The 19,388-nt window shown below is 31.7% G+C and carries 22 protein-coding genes; 2 read left to right on the top strand and 20 right to left on the bottom strand.

Annotated elements, in window-relative coordinates:
* Positions 1-76: 76 nt before the first annotated feature.
* From B2694_RS16600 to B2694_RS16590, 3 genes are all read right to left on the bottom strand, one after another.
* Positions 77-964, bottom strand: coding sequence for an ABC transporter ATP-binding protein (locus B2694_RS16600; RefSeq protein WP_346886695.1), 888 nt, complete (start codon positions 962-964; stop codon positions 77-79).
* 268 nt (positions 965-1,232) lie between these two features.
* Positions 1,233-1,871, bottom strand: a complete 639-nt coding sequence (locus B2694_RS16595) for an alpha/beta hydrolase (protein ID WP_346886694.1) — start codon at positions 1,869-1,871, stop codon at positions 1,233-1,235.
* 176 nt (positions 1,872-2,047) lie between these two features.
* A complete protein-coding gene (locus B2694_RS16590) occupies positions 2,048-2,500 on the bottom strand; it encodes an aminoglycoside phosphotransferase family protein (protein ID WP_346886693.1) in 453 nt (150 codons plus the stop codon).
* A 244-nt stretch (positions 2,501-2,744) separates the two neighbouring features.
* Between B2694_RS16590 and B2694_RS16585 the strand changes: the two genes are divergently transcribed.
* Complete coding sequence (locus tag B2694_RS16585; protein ID WP_346886692.1) at positions 2,745-3,617, top strand: DUF4351 domain-containing protein; 873 nt, start codon at positions 2,745-2,747, stop codon at positions 3,615-3,617.
* Between the two features lie 164 nt (positions 3,618-3,781).
* Here B2694_RS16585 and B2694_RS16580 read toward each other — a convergent pair whose 3' ends face one another.
* From B2694_RS16580 to B2694_RS16545, 8 genes are all read right to left on the bottom strand, one after another.
* A complete protein-coding gene (locus B2694_RS16580; RefSeq protein ID WP_346886691.1) occupies positions 3,782-3,946 on the bottom strand; it encodes a hypothetical protein in 165 nt (54 codons plus the stop codon).
* 36 nt (positions 3,947-3,982) lie between these two features.
* Positions 3,983-4,345, bottom strand: coding sequence for an HD domain-containing protein (locus B2694_RS16575; protein WP_346886690.1), 363 nt, complete (start codon positions 4,343-4,345; stop codon positions 3,983-3,985).
* A 472-nt stretch (positions 4,346-4,817) separates the two neighbouring features.
* Positions 4,818-5,255 carry a GNAT family N-acetyltransferase gene (locus tag B2694_RS16570; protein ID WP_346886689.1) on the bottom strand — a complete coding sequence of 146 codons (438 nt, stop codon included), beginning with the start codon at positions 5,253-5,255 and terminating at the stop codon, positions 4,818-4,820.
* A gap of 83 nt (positions 5,256-5,338) precedes the next feature.
* Complete coding sequence (locus tag B2694_RS16565) at positions 5,339-5,818, bottom strand: NUDIX domain-containing protein (protein ID WP_346886688.1); 480 nt, start codon at positions 5,816-5,818, stop codon at positions 5,339-5,341.
* A gap of 122 nt (positions 5,819-5,940) precedes the next feature.
* Positions 5,941-6,858: an acetylxylan esterase gene (locus tag B2694_RS16560; RefSeq protein WP_346886687.1), complete on the bottom strand. Its 918-nt coding sequence runs from the start codon at positions 6,856-6,858 to the stop codon at positions 5,941-5,943.
* Between the two features lie 268 nt (positions 6,859-7,126).
* Positions 7,127-7,570 carry a GNAT family N-acetyltransferase gene (locus tag B2694_RS16555; protein WP_346886686.1) on the bottom strand — a complete coding sequence of 148 codons (444 nt, stop codon included), beginning with the start codon at positions 7,568-7,570 and terminating at the stop codon, positions 7,127-7,129.
* 105 nt (positions 7,571-7,675) lie between these two features.
* Entirely contained in the window at positions 7,676-8,158 is a 483-nt protein-coding gene (locus B2694_RS16550; RefSeq protein WP_346886685.1) for a GNAT family N-acetyltransferase, read from the bottom strand.
* A 44-nt stretch (positions 8,159-8,202) separates the two neighbouring features.
* The gene (locus tag B2694_RS16545; RefSeq protein ID WP_346886684.1) at positions 8,203-8,439 is read right to left on the bottom strand and encodes a hypothetical protein; all 237 of its coding nucleotides are present in this window, start codon (positions 8,437-8,439) and stop codon (positions 8,203-8,205) included.
* A gap of 130 nt (positions 8,440-8,569) precedes the next feature.
* Between B2694_RS16545 and B2694_RS16540 the strand changes: the two genes are divergently transcribed.
* Positions 8,570-8,740 carry a hypothetical protein gene (locus tag B2694_RS16540; protein ID WP_346886683.1) on the top strand — a complete coding sequence of 57 codons (171 nt, stop codon included), beginning with the start codon at positions 8,570-8,572 and terminating at the stop codon, positions 8,738-8,740.
* Positions 8,741-8,918: 178 nt separating this feature from the next.
* Here B2694_RS16540 and B2694_RS16535 read toward each other — a convergent pair whose 3' ends face one another.
* From B2694_RS16535 to B2694_RS16495, 9 genes are all read right to left on the bottom strand, one after another.
* A complete protein-coding gene (locus tag B2694_RS16535) occupies positions 8,919-9,281 on the bottom strand; it encodes a sigma factor (protein WP_346886682.1) in 363 nt (120 codons plus the stop codon).
* 187 nt (positions 9,282-9,468) lie between these two features.
* Positions 9,469-12,240 carry a virulence-associated E family protein gene (locus tag B2694_RS16530; RefSeq protein ID WP_346886681.1) on the bottom strand — a complete coding sequence of 924 codons (2,772 nt, stop codon included), beginning with the start codon at positions 12,238-12,240 and terminating at the stop codon, positions 9,469-9,471.
* A 21-nt stretch (positions 12,241-12,261) separates the two neighbouring features.
* Positions 12,262-12,666 carry a hypothetical protein gene (locus B2694_RS16525; protein WP_346886680.1) on the bottom strand — a complete coding sequence of 135 codons (405 nt, stop codon included), beginning with the start codon at positions 12,664-12,666 and terminating at the stop codon, positions 12,262-12,264.
* Between the two features lie 135 nt (positions 12,667-12,801).
* Entirely contained in the window at positions 12,802-14,223 is a 1,422-nt protein-coding gene (locus B2694_RS16520; protein WP_346886679.1) for a DNA polymerase, read from the bottom strand.
* Positions 14,213-14,758, bottom strand: a complete 546-nt coding sequence (locus B2694_RS16515; RefSeq protein WP_346886678.1) for a DUF2815 family protein — start codon at positions 14,756-14,758, stop codon at positions 14,213-14,215. Before B2694_RS16515 ends, B2694_RS16520 begins: the two co-directional genes overlap by 11 nt.
* A 29-nt stretch (positions 14,759-14,787) precedes the next feature.
* Positions 14,788-15,198 carry a hypothetical protein gene (locus B2694_RS16510; protein ID WP_346886677.1) on the bottom strand — a complete coding sequence of 137 codons (411 nt, stop codon included), beginning with the start codon at positions 15,196-15,198 and terminating at the stop codon, positions 14,788-14,790.
* A 79-nt stretch (positions 15,199-15,277) separates the two neighbouring features.
* The gene (locus tag B2694_RS16505; RefSeq protein ID WP_346886676.1) at positions 15,278-15,679 is read right to left on the bottom strand and encodes an RNA polymerase sigma factor; all 402 of its coding nucleotides are present in this window, start codon (positions 15,677-15,679) and stop codon (positions 15,278-15,280) included.
* 1,664 nt (positions 15,680-17,343) lie between these two features.
* Positions 17,344-18,936, bottom strand: coding sequence for an AAA-like domain-containing protein (locus B2694_RS16500; protein WP_346886675.1), 1,593 nt, complete (start codon positions 18,934-18,936; stop codon positions 17,344-17,346).
* A 222-nt stretch (positions 18,937-19,158) separates the two neighbouring features.
* Positions 19,159-19,388, bottom strand: a 230-nt coding sequence (locus B2694_RS16495) for a DUF4351 domain-containing protein (RefSeq protein WP_346886674.1), incomplete at its 5' end; no start/stop codon positions are given.

The following is a 19,388-nucleotide window of genomic DNA, read 5'->3' as shown; positions in this document are numbered from 1 at the left end:
CTATAAGTTTTTCAGTGACCTCGGAGTAGTGTCCAGTTCTTTTTTAATGTAGTTTTAAATAATGCAAAACTCATAGCTATTTATCCTCCTTACTGTAAAACTGCATGAAAATATCTTCTAGGGATTGATATTTAACATCAAAACTCAGTACAGTAGATTGTGCTAAAGTCTTAATGAAAGAATCAACATTTTCTCCAGTTACGAAAACTTCAAGTGCATTATCAGCTGTAACACTGACCTCAAAACCTCTATTCTTAAGAAGACTTAAAGTAGTAGAAACATCGGCAGGTTTTATGCTAAAGCCTTTACGTTGAGCGTTTTTAAGAGTTTGCACATCGGATTGTTTAACAATTCTGCCATCCTTGATAATTAGTACATTATCACAGGTTTTTTCCACTTCTTCAAACATGTGACTTGACATCAAGATAGTTTTGCCTTTAGCCTTTTCATTTAATATAAGTTCAACAAATCGATTTTGCATAAGAGGGTCAAGTCCACTAGTAGGTTCGTCTAAAATAAGCACATCAGGATTATGCATAAAAGCAGTAATAATACCTATTTTTTGCTTCATGCCCTTTGAATACTTTTTGATTTTACCTTTTGGTTCAATCTCAAACATTTCCATTAGTTCCTTTTGTCTTGATGTATCCTTTGTTCCTCTCATTTCGTTCATAAATTTAAGGAATTCATCCCCATTCATATCGTTAAGAAATGCAATTTCACCAGGTATGTATCCAAGAATTTTTTGAATTTCTGTAGCATTTTTTATGCAATCAAGTCCACCTATTGTACAGACCCCGCTATTTGGCTGCATAAAGCCCATTAACGCACGAATTGTGGTTGTTTTCCCAGCACCATTTGGACCTAAATAGCCCATGACTTCCCCTTTTTTCACAGAAAAGTCCAAATCAAAAACACCTTTTCCACTTGGATACTTTAATGTAAGTTGCTTTACATCAATCATAAAAACCCTCCTTATAATTACAATTTTAATAGATAACTTTTACTTCGCTTTAGCTAACACTTATACGCTAATTTTTTAACTAGTTATACATCCACATAGCATAATGTGATTCCTTATTTTATTGTAACTCTTCTATAATCTTTTTAATATCAAATTCTTTATCTTGGATTTTATAATACTTTCCTATAGATTCAGGTTTTTCTTGAAAACCAATTACATTATCTTCATAAAATCTAATAGAAAATACTTCTTTAGCATAAGCAATTTATTATTCAGCTAAAATACTCTCTATGATATCTGCTAACATCTCATGATTCTCAATCATTGGAATATGGCAGGAATTCTCAACAAATCTAAAATTTATTTTTGCAACAATATTATCATCAAGGCACAAATCGCTAATTCTATTGACATAGCCTTTTTGGCCTCTATCTCCATATATTCCATAAACTTTAGAATTTATTTTTTTAATATAATCTGTATAATTAAATTCCTCCTGCAATGCCTTTTTTAAGCTATCACTATAGTATCTTGCCTCTCCCTTTATCATAGAAATGATTTCATTACCATACTGTCTCATATTAGAGGGAAGCATCAAGTTTCGATAGAAGTTTTTTGCAGGTTTCAAATTGGACTCTATAAAAATTACTTTATCACACCTTAACTTAAAATCTGCAACCAATTCTAATCCAACAATTCCACCCATACTATGTCCCAGAATAAAATCGAATCTCTCATTTCCATAAGTTGCATATACCCACTTAGTAATATCTGAAATGTTGTTTGCTTTTTCTGTAATATTATATGGATACTCTACAAATGTAACATTATGTACTGCTAACTCACTTTTCATTTTGTTCCACACATCTAAAGTACAGTTTGCACCATACAAAATCAATCCTCGCATGAAAAAGTCCTCCCAATTCATAAATTCTCTTACTTCACATTATACTAATATTGTTCATTTATTAATTCAATGCTATAGACCTATTATAACATTTATTCAATAAAATGTATGTATATTCGAAAAAGCACCTCATTAAAGAGATGCTTTAAATAAGATTTATTAAATTTAGATTTTAGCTATTCTTCAGGGCATTCACCAGCTCTAGCCACAATAATAACTGCTAGATAATCCTGTATCATTTCTCTTGTAACATTCATTTGCACAAGATACAAATCTGCCAATGTTTTCTTAAATCGTAAAAGCATTTCTCTATCCTCTACTTCTATGGACACAGGTGTATATTCCACTAGAAATACAGTTCTTGCAACATCATATAAAAAATCTCCATGACATACATTCATGAAATCTATAGCCATTGTATGTCCATCCGATATTAAAATATTACCTGGATGGAAATCACCATGACAAAGTGTATTTCCATCCTTCAGTTTATCAAGCATTTGCAATACTTCTTCTCGCTTCTTCGAATTAGCTACTGGTGAATTTACTATATTGCATTTTAAAAACTCCTTATAATTAGGTACATTAATAATCCGATTCTGAAGGATTGTCTTATGTAATTCTGCCATATATACTGCACCTCACCTGTTCTCATAACCCACTCCAACAAGGATTCACCATCTACTTTCTCATATATAATACCCATTCGCTCTTCTGAAAAAGTAATTTCATATGCCTTTGGTTTTGAAAAATCTATATAAATCCACAATTTTTAACGAACATATGTGCATGTTTTCTGAGTAAGTGTCAATAATTTAAGTATAAGAGTAAGCCATTAAAAATATTGCAAAAATACTTTAAAGGAGATATAGTATGGATTATAATAAGATTGAAGATGCAGTCTTTAAAAAGGCTATGGAAGTATTTAAGGAAGGTGCACCAAAGTTTTTTAATTTAGATATTAATATTAGTAGACCCGCTGAAACTGAGATTAAAAATATTGATATTAAAACTAACGCTATGGACTATCTATTTTACACGGATAGTGGAGATTATCTCCACTTTGAGTTTCAAACCACCAAGAAAAATGAGGATATATCTAGATTTCTTTACTACGACTCTTCTCTGTATTACAAAAGTAAAAGAAACATAAGAACTCTAGTAGTATATTCATCGGATATAAAAGAAGCCCCTACATACCTAGATTGTGGAAGCATACAATATAAAGTGGAAGCCTTTTATATGAAAAACTTAGATGGTGATAGCAAATTAAATAATATAAAATATAAAGTTGAGAATAATATAGAATTAACAGAACAGGATATAATAACTCTTAGTTTTATACCGCTTATGAGCAGTATAAAATCTAAAAGTGAAATTACTTTAGAGAGTATAGAAATTGCTAATGAAATAAAATCATATACAGATAAAAATAAATGCTTAACATTACTATATGCTCTGTTCGATAAGTTTGGTGATGAATTATCTAAGAAAAGATTTAAGGAGGTTGTTGGTATGACTGAAGTTGGTAAGATGATATATAATGAAGGTAAAGAAGAAGGTCTAGAAAAAGGGTTAGAAAAAGGCAAGGCTGAGCTATTAATTAAACTACTTATGAAGAAATTCAAGATATTACCAGACGAATATAAAGAAAAAATTAGGAATTTATCTGGAGATGTAATAGAGCATATAGGTACAGAAATTTTTGATATGGAGTCTCTTGAAGATCTAAAGAAATATTTATAAAAATAAAGTGGTTACTTTCCTTTGGAAGTAGCCACTTTTATTTTAATATTTGGCTATGTTTTAATACAGTGTTGAAATATTAGACGATTTTAGAGGGTGCTTGTTTTTCATCCTCAAATTCGCTTTTAAAGAAAATTCCGTCTCAATGATTATGTTCACAATACCTAATCTAAAATTTTCATAACAGTATCGTATTTTTCTCTATATACTTCTTTGCTCTCGTCTGATAGTTTATTGTAACTCCTTATTAGTTTGTTCTTCACAAAGTCAATGCCTTCGCCAATAGAGTAATTCCTTGCTGCATATGCAAGTTGAAACAGCGATGGCAAATTATCAAAATGTGATATAGCATCTGCATCTGCGACTCATATTTCTTCCTTAGAACTTTTTTCTAGCAACTTGCTGCCCCTGTGATTTAAGATGCACTTTTGAACTAGTTCTATTTTTTCATTGGGATAATTAAAATTACTCAGCATATCACCTGCAATTCTTGCTCCATGGATATGATGATCTTCATAAAAATTATAATCAGTAACAGAAGCAATATCTTGAAGCCACGCACCTATTGTTACAACTTCAATGTCTGCACCATAACTTTCAGCCAAACTAACTGCATTTTTAACAACAGCCCTTATATGATAGTAGCCTCCAATGCCAAAAAAATTATCTTCGCTCTCGTATCTTTTTTTTACTTCATCTTTTAACGAATCTATAATGTCTTGTCTCATATATATCCCCCTCAAAAATAGTACATATAGATATTTATCTAAACTTTAAAGAGAAACCCCATTAAGCGAATTACTTCCTTTTTTTTCCGTAAGGTTTTGCTAAGTAAATACCTACTATAATCTTAATTTCTTCATGCTTTTCCATATACCCACCCCTTTAATTTATATGTTAGCGTAAAGGTGCTCTTATATCAATTATTATTATTTTAGGTTCAATATATTTTTTTCTAGAAGTGAAATGATTCATACAGGCGTAAGCCAAAGCCCTTCTTTTATAGAAGTTATAAAATTTATATTACATGCATTATTTTAATCAGTATTATAAATATATAACACATTAAAGTTAGAGTTTATATATTTATTATAGCATTTTTATTATAAAATGGATAAAAATACAAAAGCACCTCCATATAGAGATGCTCTAAAATAAATAGCTTTGATTTTTAATCAAAGCCATTAAAATCTGGTCAATCTATGCCTCAAAATTGTATTTAACAAATGCAACCCCTTCAAGTTCGCATGATGTCAACATACCGTTTTTCTTATAAAAGGCTTTGGTTTTTTCTGTATTATCAGTCATCAGTACAATTTGTCTAATATGCTTATATTTATCTAATATTGATTGTAAAAGATAATTCCCTATGCCTTGTTTTTGATACTCTTCTTTTACTAAGATATCTTGTATATAGATAATAGAAGCATCATCACCAACAACCCTAATTAATCCAATCAACTCTTCCCCATCAAAAGCTCCAATATTGAATAAGGAATTTTTTACTGCCTTAAATAGTTTATCAGGTTTATCTGAATATACTGTCCACCCAACATTTTTATATAATTCTATCAATTGTTTTAATTCAAATGTTCCATTTTCTTTATATTTTATACTCATTTTTATTCTCCGTTTCATATATATTTGAACTTGCTACTTTATGTGGAGAATTAAAATCTGCCACCTAATAATAATTTCTTATTTAAAGAAAAGGACAACCATCAAAATTCCTTTAATTCAATAAAATCAGCACCATTTTCACTTGCAACTCCTGCATACAACTTATTATTATCTTTACCTATAGACAAATAATGCTTCAAACATTCTTTAGCAGTAAAAGGCATTTCTCTATCTAAAACTTCATCCATATTAACCCACTCCAATGTGCCTTCATCACATTCATTAATGTCTATTTCAGTGTTTCGTAGTTCAGTGAAATAGTAATAGTTTTGCCTAATCTCATTATTCTTCATACGAAGTGTAACATATTTTAACTCTACAGTTCCAATATCATTTTCTGTAATACCTGTTTCTTCAAATAGTTCCCTTAAAACACATGCCTTTGGATTATTTAGTTCGCCGTTTTCAAAATGGCCACCTATACCACACCAAGAAGGTTGCACAACTATTGAACCAACTCTATAAAGCAGTAACATTTTATTTTTAAACATAATATAAATTGTAGTCATATTCCTTAACATATCTAAAACACCTCATTTAAGTTTCTTTTAGACTTTAAGTCCACTTTCTTATACCCCTATGCGAAACTTATTAATATAATTTCTTAATTATAGAAGATTACGAATTAATTAAACTTCTATATTTATTTTGCAGCCTCAATAATCCAGTCAACTATATAATTAAATCTTTCTGATGTAAGTGCATGACCACCTTCATATTGTTTAATACTAATTTGTTGCCCTGCATTACATTTTATATATTCCTTTTCTGCGTTTTTATAGATATCCATTGCATCTTTCGAGTATTTATCTTCTGTTGCTGATACAATTAGAAATTTAGTTGGGCAAATCTCGCATACTACATCGTCAATATCATAATATCTCATAAAATTTGGTATAACACTTGCCATTTCAATACCAACATTATTCTTAATTCTGTTTCTAAATGTTGCGGCACTACCGCTAGCACAAGCATAATGTATTCTTTTATCAAATGCAGTAAGATAAATCGTTGTATTACCTCCATATGAATGTCCTAAACAACCTATTTTATTATAATCAACGCAATCCAATCCATTTAACACGCTGATTGCTCCTATTGCATCTTCAATTACTGTTTTTGCCAGAGTCTGACCTGTGAGTATTCCGTAGCACATTGTAAGAAAATGCTGCCAGTCATCATCTTCATCATTTTTATTGATTCCTGAGGCATTAACTCTTCTATCCTCAAAACACAATGAATCTGGTGCGATGACAACAAATCCCCTCTCTGCAAGTGCATGACCAAAGGCTTGAAGATGATTCCCAGCAAGACCGCAAACTTCACTTTTGCCAAGATTTCTTTCTCTGTTATGTTGATGATTTATTAAAACTGCTGGATGCTTACCTTCTCCATCTGGCAAAAGCAAAAAGGCAGTATTTTTACGTCCATGTATGAAATATTGAATAAGTTCCCTTCTGTATCCATTACATTGGAATGTTTCTAAAACCTCATAATCTATTCTGCTACTCACAGGCTTCAAGTCAATAAGTTTTAACATCTCTATACTGTTTGTACTCATACTACCTCCTTCTAGTAAATACAAATTTATACTTTTGCAATATACGGATTTTATTTACTTCGTAATTTAACACAATTACTTCTTCACATACTTATTATAATACAATTACAATAAAATGTATTAAAATACAAAAGCACCTCCATATAGAGATGCTCTAAAATAAACAGTATTAGAATAAGTTATTTAATTATATATCTATTTCACCATATAAAAAGATGAGATTTTAAAACATGAAAACTCTCTAATTCACCTTGCTTAAACACTTATTTTAAATTATATACTTAAATATAAGTTCTCCATTAACATCCTTTTCATTTATATACTCAAATCCAATGCTTTTATATAAACTATAAGCTAATGTATTTTCCTCAACTATACTTAAGTAGATAGTATTAACATCATATTTTTTTGAAACAATATCAATAAGATTGGTCATTGCAATTTTTCCAAATCCTTTTCCCTGGTATTTTTCATCTATCATTATTCTATCAATCCAAGTATCTTTATTAGGCCCGAAGGATCCGTACATTGCAAATCCAATTACTTCCTCGTTATCATATATAGCTACAGGATTCCATTGACTACAAGTACTTGCTTCTTTCAAGCATTCATCTACAGTTTCAATAAATTTCTCTTGGTCTGACTTTAATTTTATTTTCCTAACAATATTTTCATTAGTATTATCAATTTCCTTAAAATGTATATTATTCATATAATTACTTATCCCCCAAATTCAAAACATTTAAATTCATACATCTTAACCAATGAATTACTTGATTAATCTTCTTTCTTATCTTAACTCACTCTGTTTATAATATTATTTTTCCTTCTTAAAAACAAAAGATTTACATTCATCATTATATATGTTTTCCTTTAAAAATGTAAATCCACATTTTTTAGTATAAAATCTATGGTTTCTTATTGAATAATCCGGTGTTTCAACTGTCCATATTTTAGCATCTACATATTTTTGTTCTATATCATTCCAAACTATAGTTCCAAGATGATGTCCTCTGTAATTTGGATCAATAAAGAGCATTTCCAAACTATATTCATTATTGGGCTTGATTCCAACAGTGTAAGCACCAACTATATTACCGTCATAAATAACTTTATAACTTTCAAAATCTGCGTTCTCATTGAGCCATTTAATCAAACTGCCATCATTATATCCTTTAGGTCCATCCTCTTTCATATTGGTATGCATTGATGTATCTTCATTAAATGCAGAAGTCATGATTTTTGTTAATTCTTTATAGTCATCGGTATATATCTTTTGATACAAAATCTTGTTATTCACTATAATTTCTCCTTCCTATTGTTTAGTACGTTGATACATTTTTTTTATAACCTACCATTCAGCTTGCCTTTATCTTTTATCCCTAAAATTAAAAGACATAATGATATTATTAATTCACAAGCTATAATTACCCATATTAAAGGATGGACAGCATCTATTGAGTTTACCGCCCCTATACCTCCTTGACTTGCAGCATATTTTAAGAAAAATTCATAGGAAATAATTACAACAATTAGTTGTGTAAATGTACCAAATAATAATCTTAATCCAGATCTAAACATTAAAACTCCCCCTCTTTTACTTTAAGTAAATGAAACTACCCTACCAACAGTTAAGATAAAAATTATAAATCCTGTCATTATAATGGTTATGGCTACTGTAAAGACTCCTCTAAATAATTGAAACCAGCTGATGGCTGACGAAAATCCAAGTAGCCCTAGTAATAGTGTGATTATAGAAAGTATCATAACTATAACTAATGGATGCACTTGTAATAGATCCATTGTAAAGTTAATTACTTTATTTGATTCTATTGATAAAAAGAATAATATTACACATACCAATGATAAAATGAATGAGTAAATATTTAACTTTAATTTCATACCGAACCTCCTAGATATTCCATGGTAATGCAAGGTGCTTATATAGCACGCTGCAATAATCTATTATAATTTACAATTTTACCATATTATAAGTCCCATGGTATTAACTTAAATTTAAATTTCTATATACATTCAGTAAAACCTTATAAATAAAATTTTTAGCTTCTCTGAAGCTTGTTAACAGAATTCTTCCCATCAGTGTTTCTGCCCATGTAAATTAGACCTTCAATGTTGTTTTTTATAGCTATAGCTATATGACAGGGGAAGTGAACTTTGGTTATATCATAGCCATGGACTGCTTTATATAGAGCAATAATACCCACTTGAATTAGGTCATCTAGGTCATAACCTTTTACACTTATAGCCACAGCTTGGCTAGATATTAAAGCCTTGAAAGTTTTTAAAAGTTCTTCAAGGGCAGTATCCTCCCCTGATTTTGCCTTTGTCACCAATTCTTGAATTTTAGCATAATTATCCATAACAAAAATCCTTTCTCTTAGGCTATTTCCTCCTGTGTCCATGTGTCCATTTTTCCCCCTATATATACCTATATAGTATTATATATATATTATTTATATTATAAATATGCTCTAATAGAATATCATGGACATAATAGATACATAGGGGGTTAGCCCTTATTATTACTAGGTTTGAGGCGTGTCCTTAACTGTGTCTTTCCCTGTGTCCTTGAAATCAAGGATACAGTTTTTAAGTGTTTTCATAATTATTCTTTCTTATAAAGGCTCTTTGACATCCATAATTTTTACCAAATCTCAGCTTTCCTGTGCCCATGTTATAGGGTTCCCAATCCTCAAGGACACGGAGCACATCATTAATCTCTCTAGAATTCATAGGTTTCATGTATTTAGGATCTCCTTGTAATAGCTCCACCCATATCTCCATGGCACATACTTTATCTCTTTTTTTAGTGGGTATTGCTTCTTCTTTAAAGTTAGTTCCATGAATATAACTTCTTCTAGCTGCCACATCAAGGTCCTCCCAATTTTCAGGAAGAGACATTTCAAGGTATTCATGAATCAATCCCTCCATGGAACTTCTCTCTGTATGCTTCTCTTGGATTTTAACTGCCTGCTCTTCTAGTTCTAGCTCTAAGAATAACCCTTCCCCCATCTTCCAAAGCTCCACAGCTTCTGCCCAAATCTGGTGGATTTCAGCCTTTATATCATCTCTCCATAAATCCTTTTTAATTCTATGTTTCTCTACCATTACAGGCCAAAATCTTCTATTCCCTGTTTTATCCTTTAAGAAGTCCATTTCATTGGTGGTGCCAAAGAATACACACTGCCTTGGAAACTTTGTAACCCTCTTTCCATAGGCAACTCTATAGATATCTTCCCTCTTAGATATAAAGTGTTTTACTGCCTCTGTCTCTGCTTTTTTTGCAGCAGTAAGCTCTGCCATCTCTATAATCCAAGCATCTTGAAGTTGTTCATAGGCTTCTTTCCCTTGCACTGTATTAAAGGAATCTGAGTACCAGTTTTGCCCTAGAAGGCTTAAAATATGACTCTTACCTACACCTTGTTTTCCAACTAAAACCAGCATATAATCAAACTTCACTCCTGGATTGAAAATCCTAGCCACTCCAGCAACTAAAGCTTTTCTTGTAACCATTTTATTATATTTAGTATCACTAGCTCCTAGATAATCTATAAATAGGTTGTCCACCCTTTTAACTCCATCCCACACTAAGGAGTTAAAGTAATCTCTAATGGGATGAAACTTATTTTTCTCCTCTATAATTAAAAGACCATCATTAATCTTCATGGGACTAGTTATCCTATAAACCTTTTCTATATAATGCCTTAAAGATGAATCGTCACTGTCCTTCCACTGATCCCCTTCTTTTTTATTAAGAAGGCTATGCCAGGGTAGATTACCCTTAATCACAGTTCTATGGGAAAATTCATTTAAAGCTATTTTGCCCTTTAAATTTTCGTCATCTTCAAGAATCAAACTAATATTTTCTATGGTGGACTTGTACTGTCCTAGCTTATCCACCTCTAAGTGCTGCATCCATTGGTTAGGTTCTTCACTTAAAACTATTCCACCTATATTTTTATTTACTACTTTCTTATTATTTTCTGAAAGGTCTACTATATCCTTATTTGGCATCTGATTATCTACAAATACTTTAACTTCGTCATTTTCCTTTAGGTCATTTCTTCGTACCTTCTTATCCATGGCTATAGCTTCCTTATTATTAGAGTTTATTTCTTCCTTATTATTAGGGTTTACTTCTTCTTTATTATAAAGAGCTTCTTCTACCTTATTACCATAGGAATATTTCTCTTCCTCATTATTATGAATTTCTTCTTCTTTCTTACTATAAGAGTCGTCATATCTATGATCATAGAGCTCTTCCTCAATCTTAAAATCCATCTTAGCTTGCAAAAGTCGTTCTTCTCCAATAGTTAACTTTACTTGGTTATCATCTCTTGCAAAATCTATCATAGCCTTATAGGATGGCAAATTAATACTGGGTGTATCCCCAGGTACTCCTTTATCTAGATGACCAAAGCTATGAATCCTCATTAAATCAAAGGCATTACAAAGGAGCCCTGACATAGGGTCTGTACTGTGATAGGAATAAGCAAAATCTCCTTCCTGATAAATAACTAATCCCCCAGAGGTAGAGCCCTTTACATAGGTATATCTATCCTTGTCCATAGTAGGCATATATATATGACTTAAAAACTTATCTATAACCTGGGGAGTGGAATAGCTACGGCAAAAAGCACCTATAATTCCAGTCTTTTCCCTTGGAGAGCCTTGCTTATTTGCTAAAGCGCTCCTGTGTTTATTAACCCTGGAGGATTCTGGCCAAGAACTTCTATCCTTCCAATTTTCATAGGTGTTTAACACTTCATCTGCATTAAGCCATGGAGCATCCTTATATTGAAAAACAAATTCTCCATCACTGCTAGTTGAAGGCCAATACATAAGTCTAGAAGGCTCATAGGTACTATCATCAAAGTAATCCATGCCTATATCTTTAGCAACCTTTCTTCCTATAGCTTCATATTCCTCAGGAGTCACCCTTCTATTTAAAGGAATTACTAGGCGAAATCTAGGTCTCTCTTCGCAATGCTTATGGGTAGAGTATATAACTGCAGCAAAATCAAATAACATATCCAAGGTATCCCATAGGTAAGAAGTGGCATAATCACAATCTAAAGTCAGTAGTTGCCTATCCATGACAGAAGCCTTTGTCCTTCTACCACCCTTTAAAGTACCACCTACAAAGCCACCAACATCTTTTATATTATCCTGAAGGTCCTTAGGTGAATTTCTATACTCCTCCAAGGTTTCAGAGGTGTAAACAGTACTGCTAAGTTTTTCTATTAGCTGCCCCCATGTGACATTAACATTATCCCACTGCTTATCCCTTCTACTTTTCCCAACTGACAGAGTAAGGCTTCCTTCATACTTTAATGACCCTTGAATATTCTTTTCCTTCATAACTTACATACTCCTCTTTCCTTAAAATTTTCTATAATAACTACTTTCATTAACCTCAGCTGTTAAAGGTAAATTCATAGCCCAAAGTATAGGCAGGCTCATGATTTCCTCCACCTCTTTAACGGAACCAAAGCCCTGAGGCACTTCTAAAACCACTTCATCATGAACATGAATAACGCATTTATATCCAGCCTTTTCAAGGTTTAACATAGCCTCTCCAAGACAATCCCTAGCTATAGCTTGTACAATATTTTCCGTCAGCTTACCTCCATAGGTTTTAAGAACTCCCCACTGCTTTTTATTTTGGTCTACCCCTTCATAGGTAAGAACATTTTTATTAAGTCTAAAATCCCTCTTTACTCTCGCATTTATATAGGCAAGACTTCTTCCTGAAGGCAAGGTTACAAACAAAATTCCATCCTCCATGGAAAAAGTAATCCCATTACGCATCTTTACAACCTTTCCATGGATTACAGATTTTAAAGCAGCTCTCTCAATATTCTTCCACAGCTTTACAATATTTCTATTGGCAGCTCTCCAGGTGATAACTAAGTTAGTAACCTACTTGTCATCAAGGCCCATCTTTAAAGCTCCCATGGCAAGTAAGGCTCCCCTGCCTCCTTGATACCCTAGAGCAAGCTCTGCAATCTTACCCTTTTCCCTAAGAATACTGCCCTTGGTAACCTCTTTCTCATCCACATGAAACATTTTAGCAGCAGAGGTTTCGTAAATCCTTCCGTGGGAATTAAAAACATTTAACCTCCAAGTCTCATTTGCTAGCCAAGCTATAACTCTAGCTTCAATGGCATTATAATCTGCAATAATAAATCTAGAGCCCTCCTTAGGGATAAAGGATGACCTTATAAGTTCACTAAGAACCTTAGGCACACTTGGATAACACATTTCCAGTTCATAATAATCTCTACCTTTTAAAAGCTCCCTGGCTATATCTAAATCATCTAAGGTAGTCTTAGGAAGGTTTTGTACCTGAACAAGCCTCCCAGCCCATCTTCCAGTTCTACTTGCTCCATAAAACTGAAACAAGCCTCTAATTCTCCTATCCTTCCCCATGGCACTAGCCATAGCTTCATACTTTTTAATAGAGGTCTTAGAAAGGATTAACTTTAATCTCAGCACTGACTTAATTTCATCACTGATATCACAGTTTAACAGCCTTTCTATAGACTCCTTACTAAGACTATCTGTATAAACATCCCTATCCAAAAGCCATCTCTTTAACCTTTCATTGCTATTAGGATTTTCAATTCCTGTAACCTTTGTCATCTCTTCTTTTATATAATCCTGGCTTTCCCTTGCAAATTCTCTAGCACTAGCTATAAGCTCCTCATCTACTAAAATTCCATAATCATTAATCCTTTGGTCCAGATGCCATAACTTTTCTTCCTTAGGAGTGAGTCTAAACTTACACAACCTTTTTCTAAGAGCCCTCTCCACCTCCACATCTCTTCTGCAATACACAGTAAAAAGTTGCCACCTAACAAAATCATCCTCTGGTACATGTCTTAAAGGTTGTCCATCCTCTCCATAGTTATAGGGCATAGAAAAATATTTAATCAGGTCTTTCCCAGCCTTAAGCTTTCCTTCCTTCATCTCCATAGCATTTAAAGCTCCCTCTAAACTCCCTGGAAGTCCTAACAAAAGAGCATTAACAGCAGTACACCTCCACTGCTCTATTACAAGGGCCAAGTTAAAATACCTAGATATACATATCCTCTCAAAGTTAGTATTAAAGGAAGTCTTAATAATTTCTTCACTGGTTAAAGCCTCCATAACCTCCCTAGGCATTTCCTCCCCACACTTTAAATCTATAACCCTAACTTCCTCATCATCAAAGGCATAGGCAAAAAGTAAAATCTCAAAATCCTCTGCCTCACAATAGGCATAAACTCCACACTTACCAAGGTCTCTACTTGAATAAGTCTCTATATCAATAGACAAAAGCCTCTCTTTACTATGATTCATTATCATCATCCCCCACCATATCAAAATCATCCTGAGCTCTAGATCTGCCACTTAAAAACTCTCCATCCTCAAGCTTTTGCACATTCTGAAGACCACAGCCAACTCCCTTATTTCCACCTTGATTAAAGGCATAAAAGTTTATAGATACTCTGCCATAGCAACCAGAGTAAACAACTCCAGGCTCTAAAATATCCCTAAGACTCCTATCCACAACCCCAGGCCTTTCCTTTGAAATAGCATTGATAAAATAATGATTGGTAAACTCCTCATGCTCACCTCTCTCCTCATCACCATCCCTAAGAGGCAACTTCAAATCCATAGGAATCTTACCACCCCAAAGAGCAGCTCCAGATAGCTTAGCCCCTTCAACACCCTTTATAATAGCTTCCAAAGTTTTCTTATCTGACTTAGGAATGAGAATACAAACACTATACTTAGGCTCCTGATTAAGATCCATAATCCTTGGCTCAAAGAGATTTGTATAACAAAGCCTAACCTTTCCTGTAATAACCTTAGTATTAACCTTAACTGACATAATTAACTCCTCCTCATAATTAAATTAATTTACTGCACCTCATTAGCTTCCTTAAGCAAGTCTACATAATTCTCCCTTGGAACATCTGAAAGCCTCTCACCACCATACTTAATAAGGAGCTGACGAACCCTCTCATGGTCACCCTTTTGAGACATAGCAGCCAACTTTTCTCTAATATCCCCTAAAGTAACCTCCCCCTTACAAAGCACATAGGCATCCTGTTCCTTTAGTTTTTCTTCCTTAGCATCCTTTTCCTCACTTTCCCTCTTAACATCCTCTAACTTCCAAATCAGTCTATCTTCCTGATCCATAGGTAATTCACTACCAGTACCTAAAGCTTCAGACTCCTTCTCATCCAAAACTTGAAAAAACCTAGCTGACAGTGTTAAAACCTTGATAAGTTCCCTGCAATTAAAGTTCACATTAATATTAATATCCATAAATAAACCTCCTTCAAAAAAGTCCTTATATATATAAGCCACGAGAATGGCAAATCCGAACCCACTTTTTGAAATTTATTTAAAAATATTTTAAAATTCTTTTTATGTCCCTATAGATTCTTTTCAGAGATTTTCTTATAGCAGTCTCACTAACCCCTCTATCTTTAGCAATAGAAGCAATGGTTTTCCTTTGAAAAAACACTAGGTAAATTAACTTTCTTTTATCGAAAGATAATTTACCTAGTGCTTCATAAAGACTCTCATTAATTAATTTTTCTTCAACAACCTCAGTAACTAGCATATCCTTAGCTTTAAAATAAAAACCATGCTCCTCCATAATTTCTATAGAATTATGTCTACGACTTTCCTTACGATTGCTAATATAAACCTGTCTTTCTATTTCCATGACAACTTTAATAAGCTCATCAGGTACAATAACCTCCTGAACTTCACCTGTAATAAATTCATACTTAATTTTCATATTCATCTCTCCTAGCTTCAAATTTTTTCATTGAAACTTTTATGAAGCTATTCAAAGCCTAGGTGAAGATGCTTATAAAGGGATAAAAAAAAGCCTTCCACAGTGAAAGGCTTTAAAAACTAACCCTAGATGGATTAAATTCTGTTAAAATAAAAAAATAGCCGATGACTGCTAATTTAGCAACCATCCGGCTATTCGGTAGTTAATCACTCCATTGCTCGGTATGTTTTATTATACTTTAACCTATATCTTAACTCATTATATATGAAAATTCTATTTTCCTTAATTTAATATTATTTTTTACCCCCAGAAGTTTTCTACACTTATTACACTTTATCTCTATCATTCCAACGTAGCTATTTTCCACATCGAATAATCTATTATTGCAAATTGGGCATCTCACCTGAATCAATTACATCTAATCCCCCTCTCTCTACTAATTTTCCCCTTTAAATTACTTAATCATAATATAGATAATATATCATTAACCTACATTTCCCCTTAATATAACCTAACATATCCTTTTATTTATGTCTTTTCTACCAAATACTTTTATCTATAACTCGAATTCCATAAAAGCATAGTTACATTATATGACATTTTTAGGGAACGGTCAAGGAATTATTTGAAGTTTTTTGAAAATTTATTGTTTTTATCCATTACGGTTTTTCATAAAATTTCATCTTTATTTTCTAAATACTTTATGATTAAATTATTGCCAATATTCGATATAAGAAATAAAGACACTGCAATAGCACTACATTTCATTGACACAGCATACTTATCAGATGACTTCAGAATAGTTATGAAAAAAATAAGAATAACAATATATGATGTAAGCTGTATTAATAGTGTGATTTTTATCTTTATATAAGTTTTAAATGTATATTTATTTGATGTAATTAAATTGAAAGCATGATCTTTTAGCAGAAAATGTATCCATTTATTATTAAACTTATTTTTAAATATTAAAGTTAGTGATATAAACCAATATGGTATTGTAATTAATGCAAAAATGATAGTAATATAATACAGCATATTTTATCCCCTCTCCACGTGCTTTAATATAACTTAATTTACAATTTAAGAAGATTTTCTAATATACAAATTTCTAACTGCCGTGTAGAACGGTTTCTGATTCTTAAATCTTTTGCTACTACTGAATCTCTTAATGTAAAAAATATAAATAGTGTTAGTTTTTATGAAAAGATTTTTGATACGCCTTGTAAGATTTTTCATTTATAAACCATCGTAGTAATTGAGCAAAAGTTATTGCTATACTCAAAACTTCTATTTGATTTATTATTTGTTTAAATGAATATAATTTAGTTATTAAATTTAATACTATAAACACTAAAGCACCTATAACGCAGTAAAGCAATACTCTTCTGATAAAATAAAATTAAAGACCATGATCTCTAATTTGACTCCATTGTTGAAATTTAACTTCATCCATACTTCTATACCACCTTTTCAATAACTATATATTAAAGTTATTTTATATATCATTTACATATTATAACATAAAATGTATTATCTATGGAGGTTTTAAATAAATAACAATAGTTTTAAAGGCATGGTGATTATCATATAATCCCATGCCTTAACTTTAATTTTCTTTATTTATATAATCTTTGAGCTAAGGTTCCCATAGACACATTCCCTTAGCAATAAACTTCAACTATTCTTTTTTCTTTCTCATCTAGGTTTAAGGTTGTTTCTTTCACTGTTCCTACTTCTCCATTTACTCTTCTAAAGTCGAATATTAAAAGATATCCCTCATTAAGGCTATATTGCTCTAAGTACTGACCTAGCTGGTTTAGTCCTCTTTGATGATAAGATTCTCCACTCCATCTTTTCAGCTCTAGTACATACATCTTTTTATTGTATGTTATAACGATGTCAAATCTCTTTTCATCTCCACCTTGAACTTCCTTAAAAGTAAAGCCAGTTCCATATATTATTGGACTTATGAAAGCTAAGAATAGTAGTCTTCCATCTGCCTCTAAAAAGGCTTCTCTTTTCTCAGAATACTCATGCTTCATAAACTCTGAGAATTTTATAAGAATCTTTTTAACATCAAGGTTGCCATCTTCTTTAATAAATTTAGCCTTATAGTTATATTGAGACATAATAGAATTCTTATCTTTTCTTATAACCTTCATCATCATATGGTTATAGAGCAATTGTTCATAAATTTTATTACTTATCTTGCAATTTCCTTCATCTTCTTTTAAAATTCCATAGACACTTCCCATATCTATTATTTCATCTGTTTTTATATAGCTTATATTTTCATTATCTAAAACTAACTTTTTAACAAAGTCATATAATTCTTCATTATTCTCAATATTTTTAATTAAACTATCAAAATTAGTATTGCTATCCTTTAAGAGTTCTTTAACAGCTAGATCCATGTACTCTTTTTCCCATAATAATTTATCTTCATCCATTATGTTTTCATCTATGATTTTGCATAGTTTACTCACCAGGAAGGGGTAACCAGAAGTATAGAAATAAAGTCTTTCTGCAAAGTATTCTTTATCAAGGTTAACCCTTTTATTTTCAGTATAATCATCTAACATAGTGATTATTTCTTCCTTTGAAAAGCTCATATCCACATTAAAATCAGTGGCTATATTCCATGGACTGTTATATTTATGCTCCTCATCAGGTCTTAGTTTTATTTTCAAGGTCTTTACATCATGGACCCCAGCTAAAATCACACTATGAAAGGTATAATCTTGTCCTTCATTCCTTAGTAAATATTTATTTCTAAGGAGCCCTAAAAAACTTAAAAATAGTTGATTGTTGCTGCTTTTATCAACTTCATCTATCATTAATACCACTTTTTTATTGGCCTTTCTAATAATCTTTGTGATGAAATATGCTAAATCATTTAAACTCTCTATTGTATCCTTATTACTATTAATAAAATCAGCTAGGCCAGAATTTTCAACTTCAATGGTGCGTTGTAATAATTTTAAGAAACCATTACAAAACCTACCTTCATCTTCAAAAATTAAATCTCCTATGCCTTCAAAACTTATCTTTATAGGCAAAAAATCCTCTGTTTCCTTTAGTATATTATTTAGTAAAAATAAAGTGGTAGTTTTACCGTATTGTCTTGGTCTGTTTATTATAAAATACTCTTCAGCATTAATTAATTTCATTATTTTATCTATTTTATTTGAAGTGTCTACCATATAGTGTCTATTAGGTATACAAGTTCCCGTTATATTAAACTTTTTCATCAAAATCTATCACCATCCTATAATGATATTCTATCATATAAATGGGTTATTTAAACATAGAGTAAAATGTGAAATACTTATTTTATTTACTTTATATTTTAATAACAATGATTTTAAAGGCATGGTGATTATTCTATAATCCCATGCCTTACCTTCAATTTATTTATTTAATCTTATTAGATACAATGCAAATAAAATAAATACTATTACTTATTTATATATTTGTTATGCTTTAGGAAACTTAAAATACTCTTCCAATTCCTCCACAGAATTTATATCAAAAATATCCATACCAATTCTATCAATGGTATTAATGGGTAAATTCATTATCTTATTCTCATATCCGTCTGGTAAACTTTTAAATTTTTTCATTAGTAGCTTAATTAGTAATTCTGCTTTGCCTTTTTCTATTCCTTCTGCTATTCCCTTTTCTATGCCCTTTTCTATGCCCCTCT

Source organism: Clostridium sp. UBA4395, assembly GCF_002390995.1.
Taxonomy (GTDB): domain Bacteria; phylum Bacillota; class Clostridia; order Clostridiales; family Clostridiaceae; genus Clostridium_J; species Clostridium_J sulfidigenes.
The sequence above is the reverse complement of the archived record's forward strand: the minus strand, read 5'-3'. Positions and strand labels throughout refer to the sequence as shown.

Bases quoted from the DNA above. Each gene is read 5' to 3' on its own strand.
- B2694_RS16525 (WP_346886680.1), bottom strand. From the start codon at position 12,666: ATGGAGGATGGAATTTTGTTTGTAACCTTGCCTTCAGGAAGAAGTCTT.
- B2694_RS16595 (WP_346886694.1), bottom strand. From the start codon at position 1,871: ATGCGAGGATTGATTTTGTATGGTGCAAACTGTACTTTAGATGTGTGG.
- B2694_RS16510 (WP_346886677.1), bottom strand. From the start codon at position 15,198: ATGGATATTAATATTAATGTGAACTTTAATTGCAGGGAACTTATCAAG.
- B2694_RS16555 (WP_346886686.1), bottom strand. From the start codon at position 7,570: ATGAATAATATACATTTTAAGGAAATTGATAATACTAATGAAAATATT.
- B2694_RS16515 (WP_346886678.1), bottom strand. From the start codon at position 14,758: ATGTCAGTTAAGGTTAATACTAAGGTTATTACAGGAAAGGTTAGGCTT.
- B2694_RS16530 (WP_346886681.1), bottom strand. From the start codon at position 12,240: ATGAAGGAAAAGAATATTCAAGGGTCATTAAAGTATGAAGGAAGCCTT.
- B2694_RS16535 (WP_346886682.1), bottom strand. From the start codon at position 9,281: ATGGACACAGGAGGAAATAGCCTAAGAGAAAGGATTTTTGTTATGGAT.
- B2694_RS16565 (WP_346886688.1), bottom strand. From the start codon at position 5,818: ATGTTAAGGAATATGACTACAATTTATATTATGTTTAAAAATAAAATG.
- B2694_RS16505 (WP_346886676.1), bottom strand. From the start codon at position 15,679: ATGAAAATTAAGTATGAATTTATTACAGGTGAAGTTCAGGAGGTTATT.
- B2694_RS16575 (WP_346886690.1), bottom strand. From the start codon at position 4,345: ATGAGACAAGACATTATAGATTCGTTAAAAGATGAAGTAAAAAAAAGA.
- B2694_RS16585 (WP_346886692.1), top strand. From the start codon at position 2,745: ATGGATTATAATAAGATTGAAGATGCAGTCTTTAAAAAGGCTATGGAA.
- B2694_RS16520 (WP_346886679.1), bottom strand. From the start codon at position 14,223: ATGAATCATAGTAAAGAGAGGCTTTTGTCTATTGATATAGAGACTTAT.
- B2694_RS16545 (WP_346886684.1), bottom strand. From the start codon at position 8,439: ATGTTTAGATCTGGATTAAGATTATTATTTGGTACATTTACACAACTA.
- B2694_RS16600 (WP_346886695.1), bottom strand. From the start codon at position 964: ATGATTGATGTAAAGCAACTTACATTAAAGTATCCAAGTGGAAAAGGT.
- B2694_RS16590 (WP_346886693.1), bottom strand. From the start codon at position 2,500: ATGGCAGAATTACATAAGACAATCCTTCAGAATCGGATTATTAATGTA.
- B2694_RS16570 (WP_346886689.1), bottom strand. From the start codon at position 5,255: ATGAAACGGAGAATAAAAATGAGTATAAAATATAAAGAAAATGGAACA.
- B2694_RS16560 (WP_346886687.1), bottom strand. From the start codon at position 6,858: ATGAGTACAAACAGTATAGAGATGTTAAAACTTATTGACTTGAAGCCT.
- B2694_RS16540 (WP_346886683.1), top strand. From the start codon at position 8,570: ATGGCTGACGAAAATCCAAGTAGCCCTAGTAATAGTGTGATTATAGAA.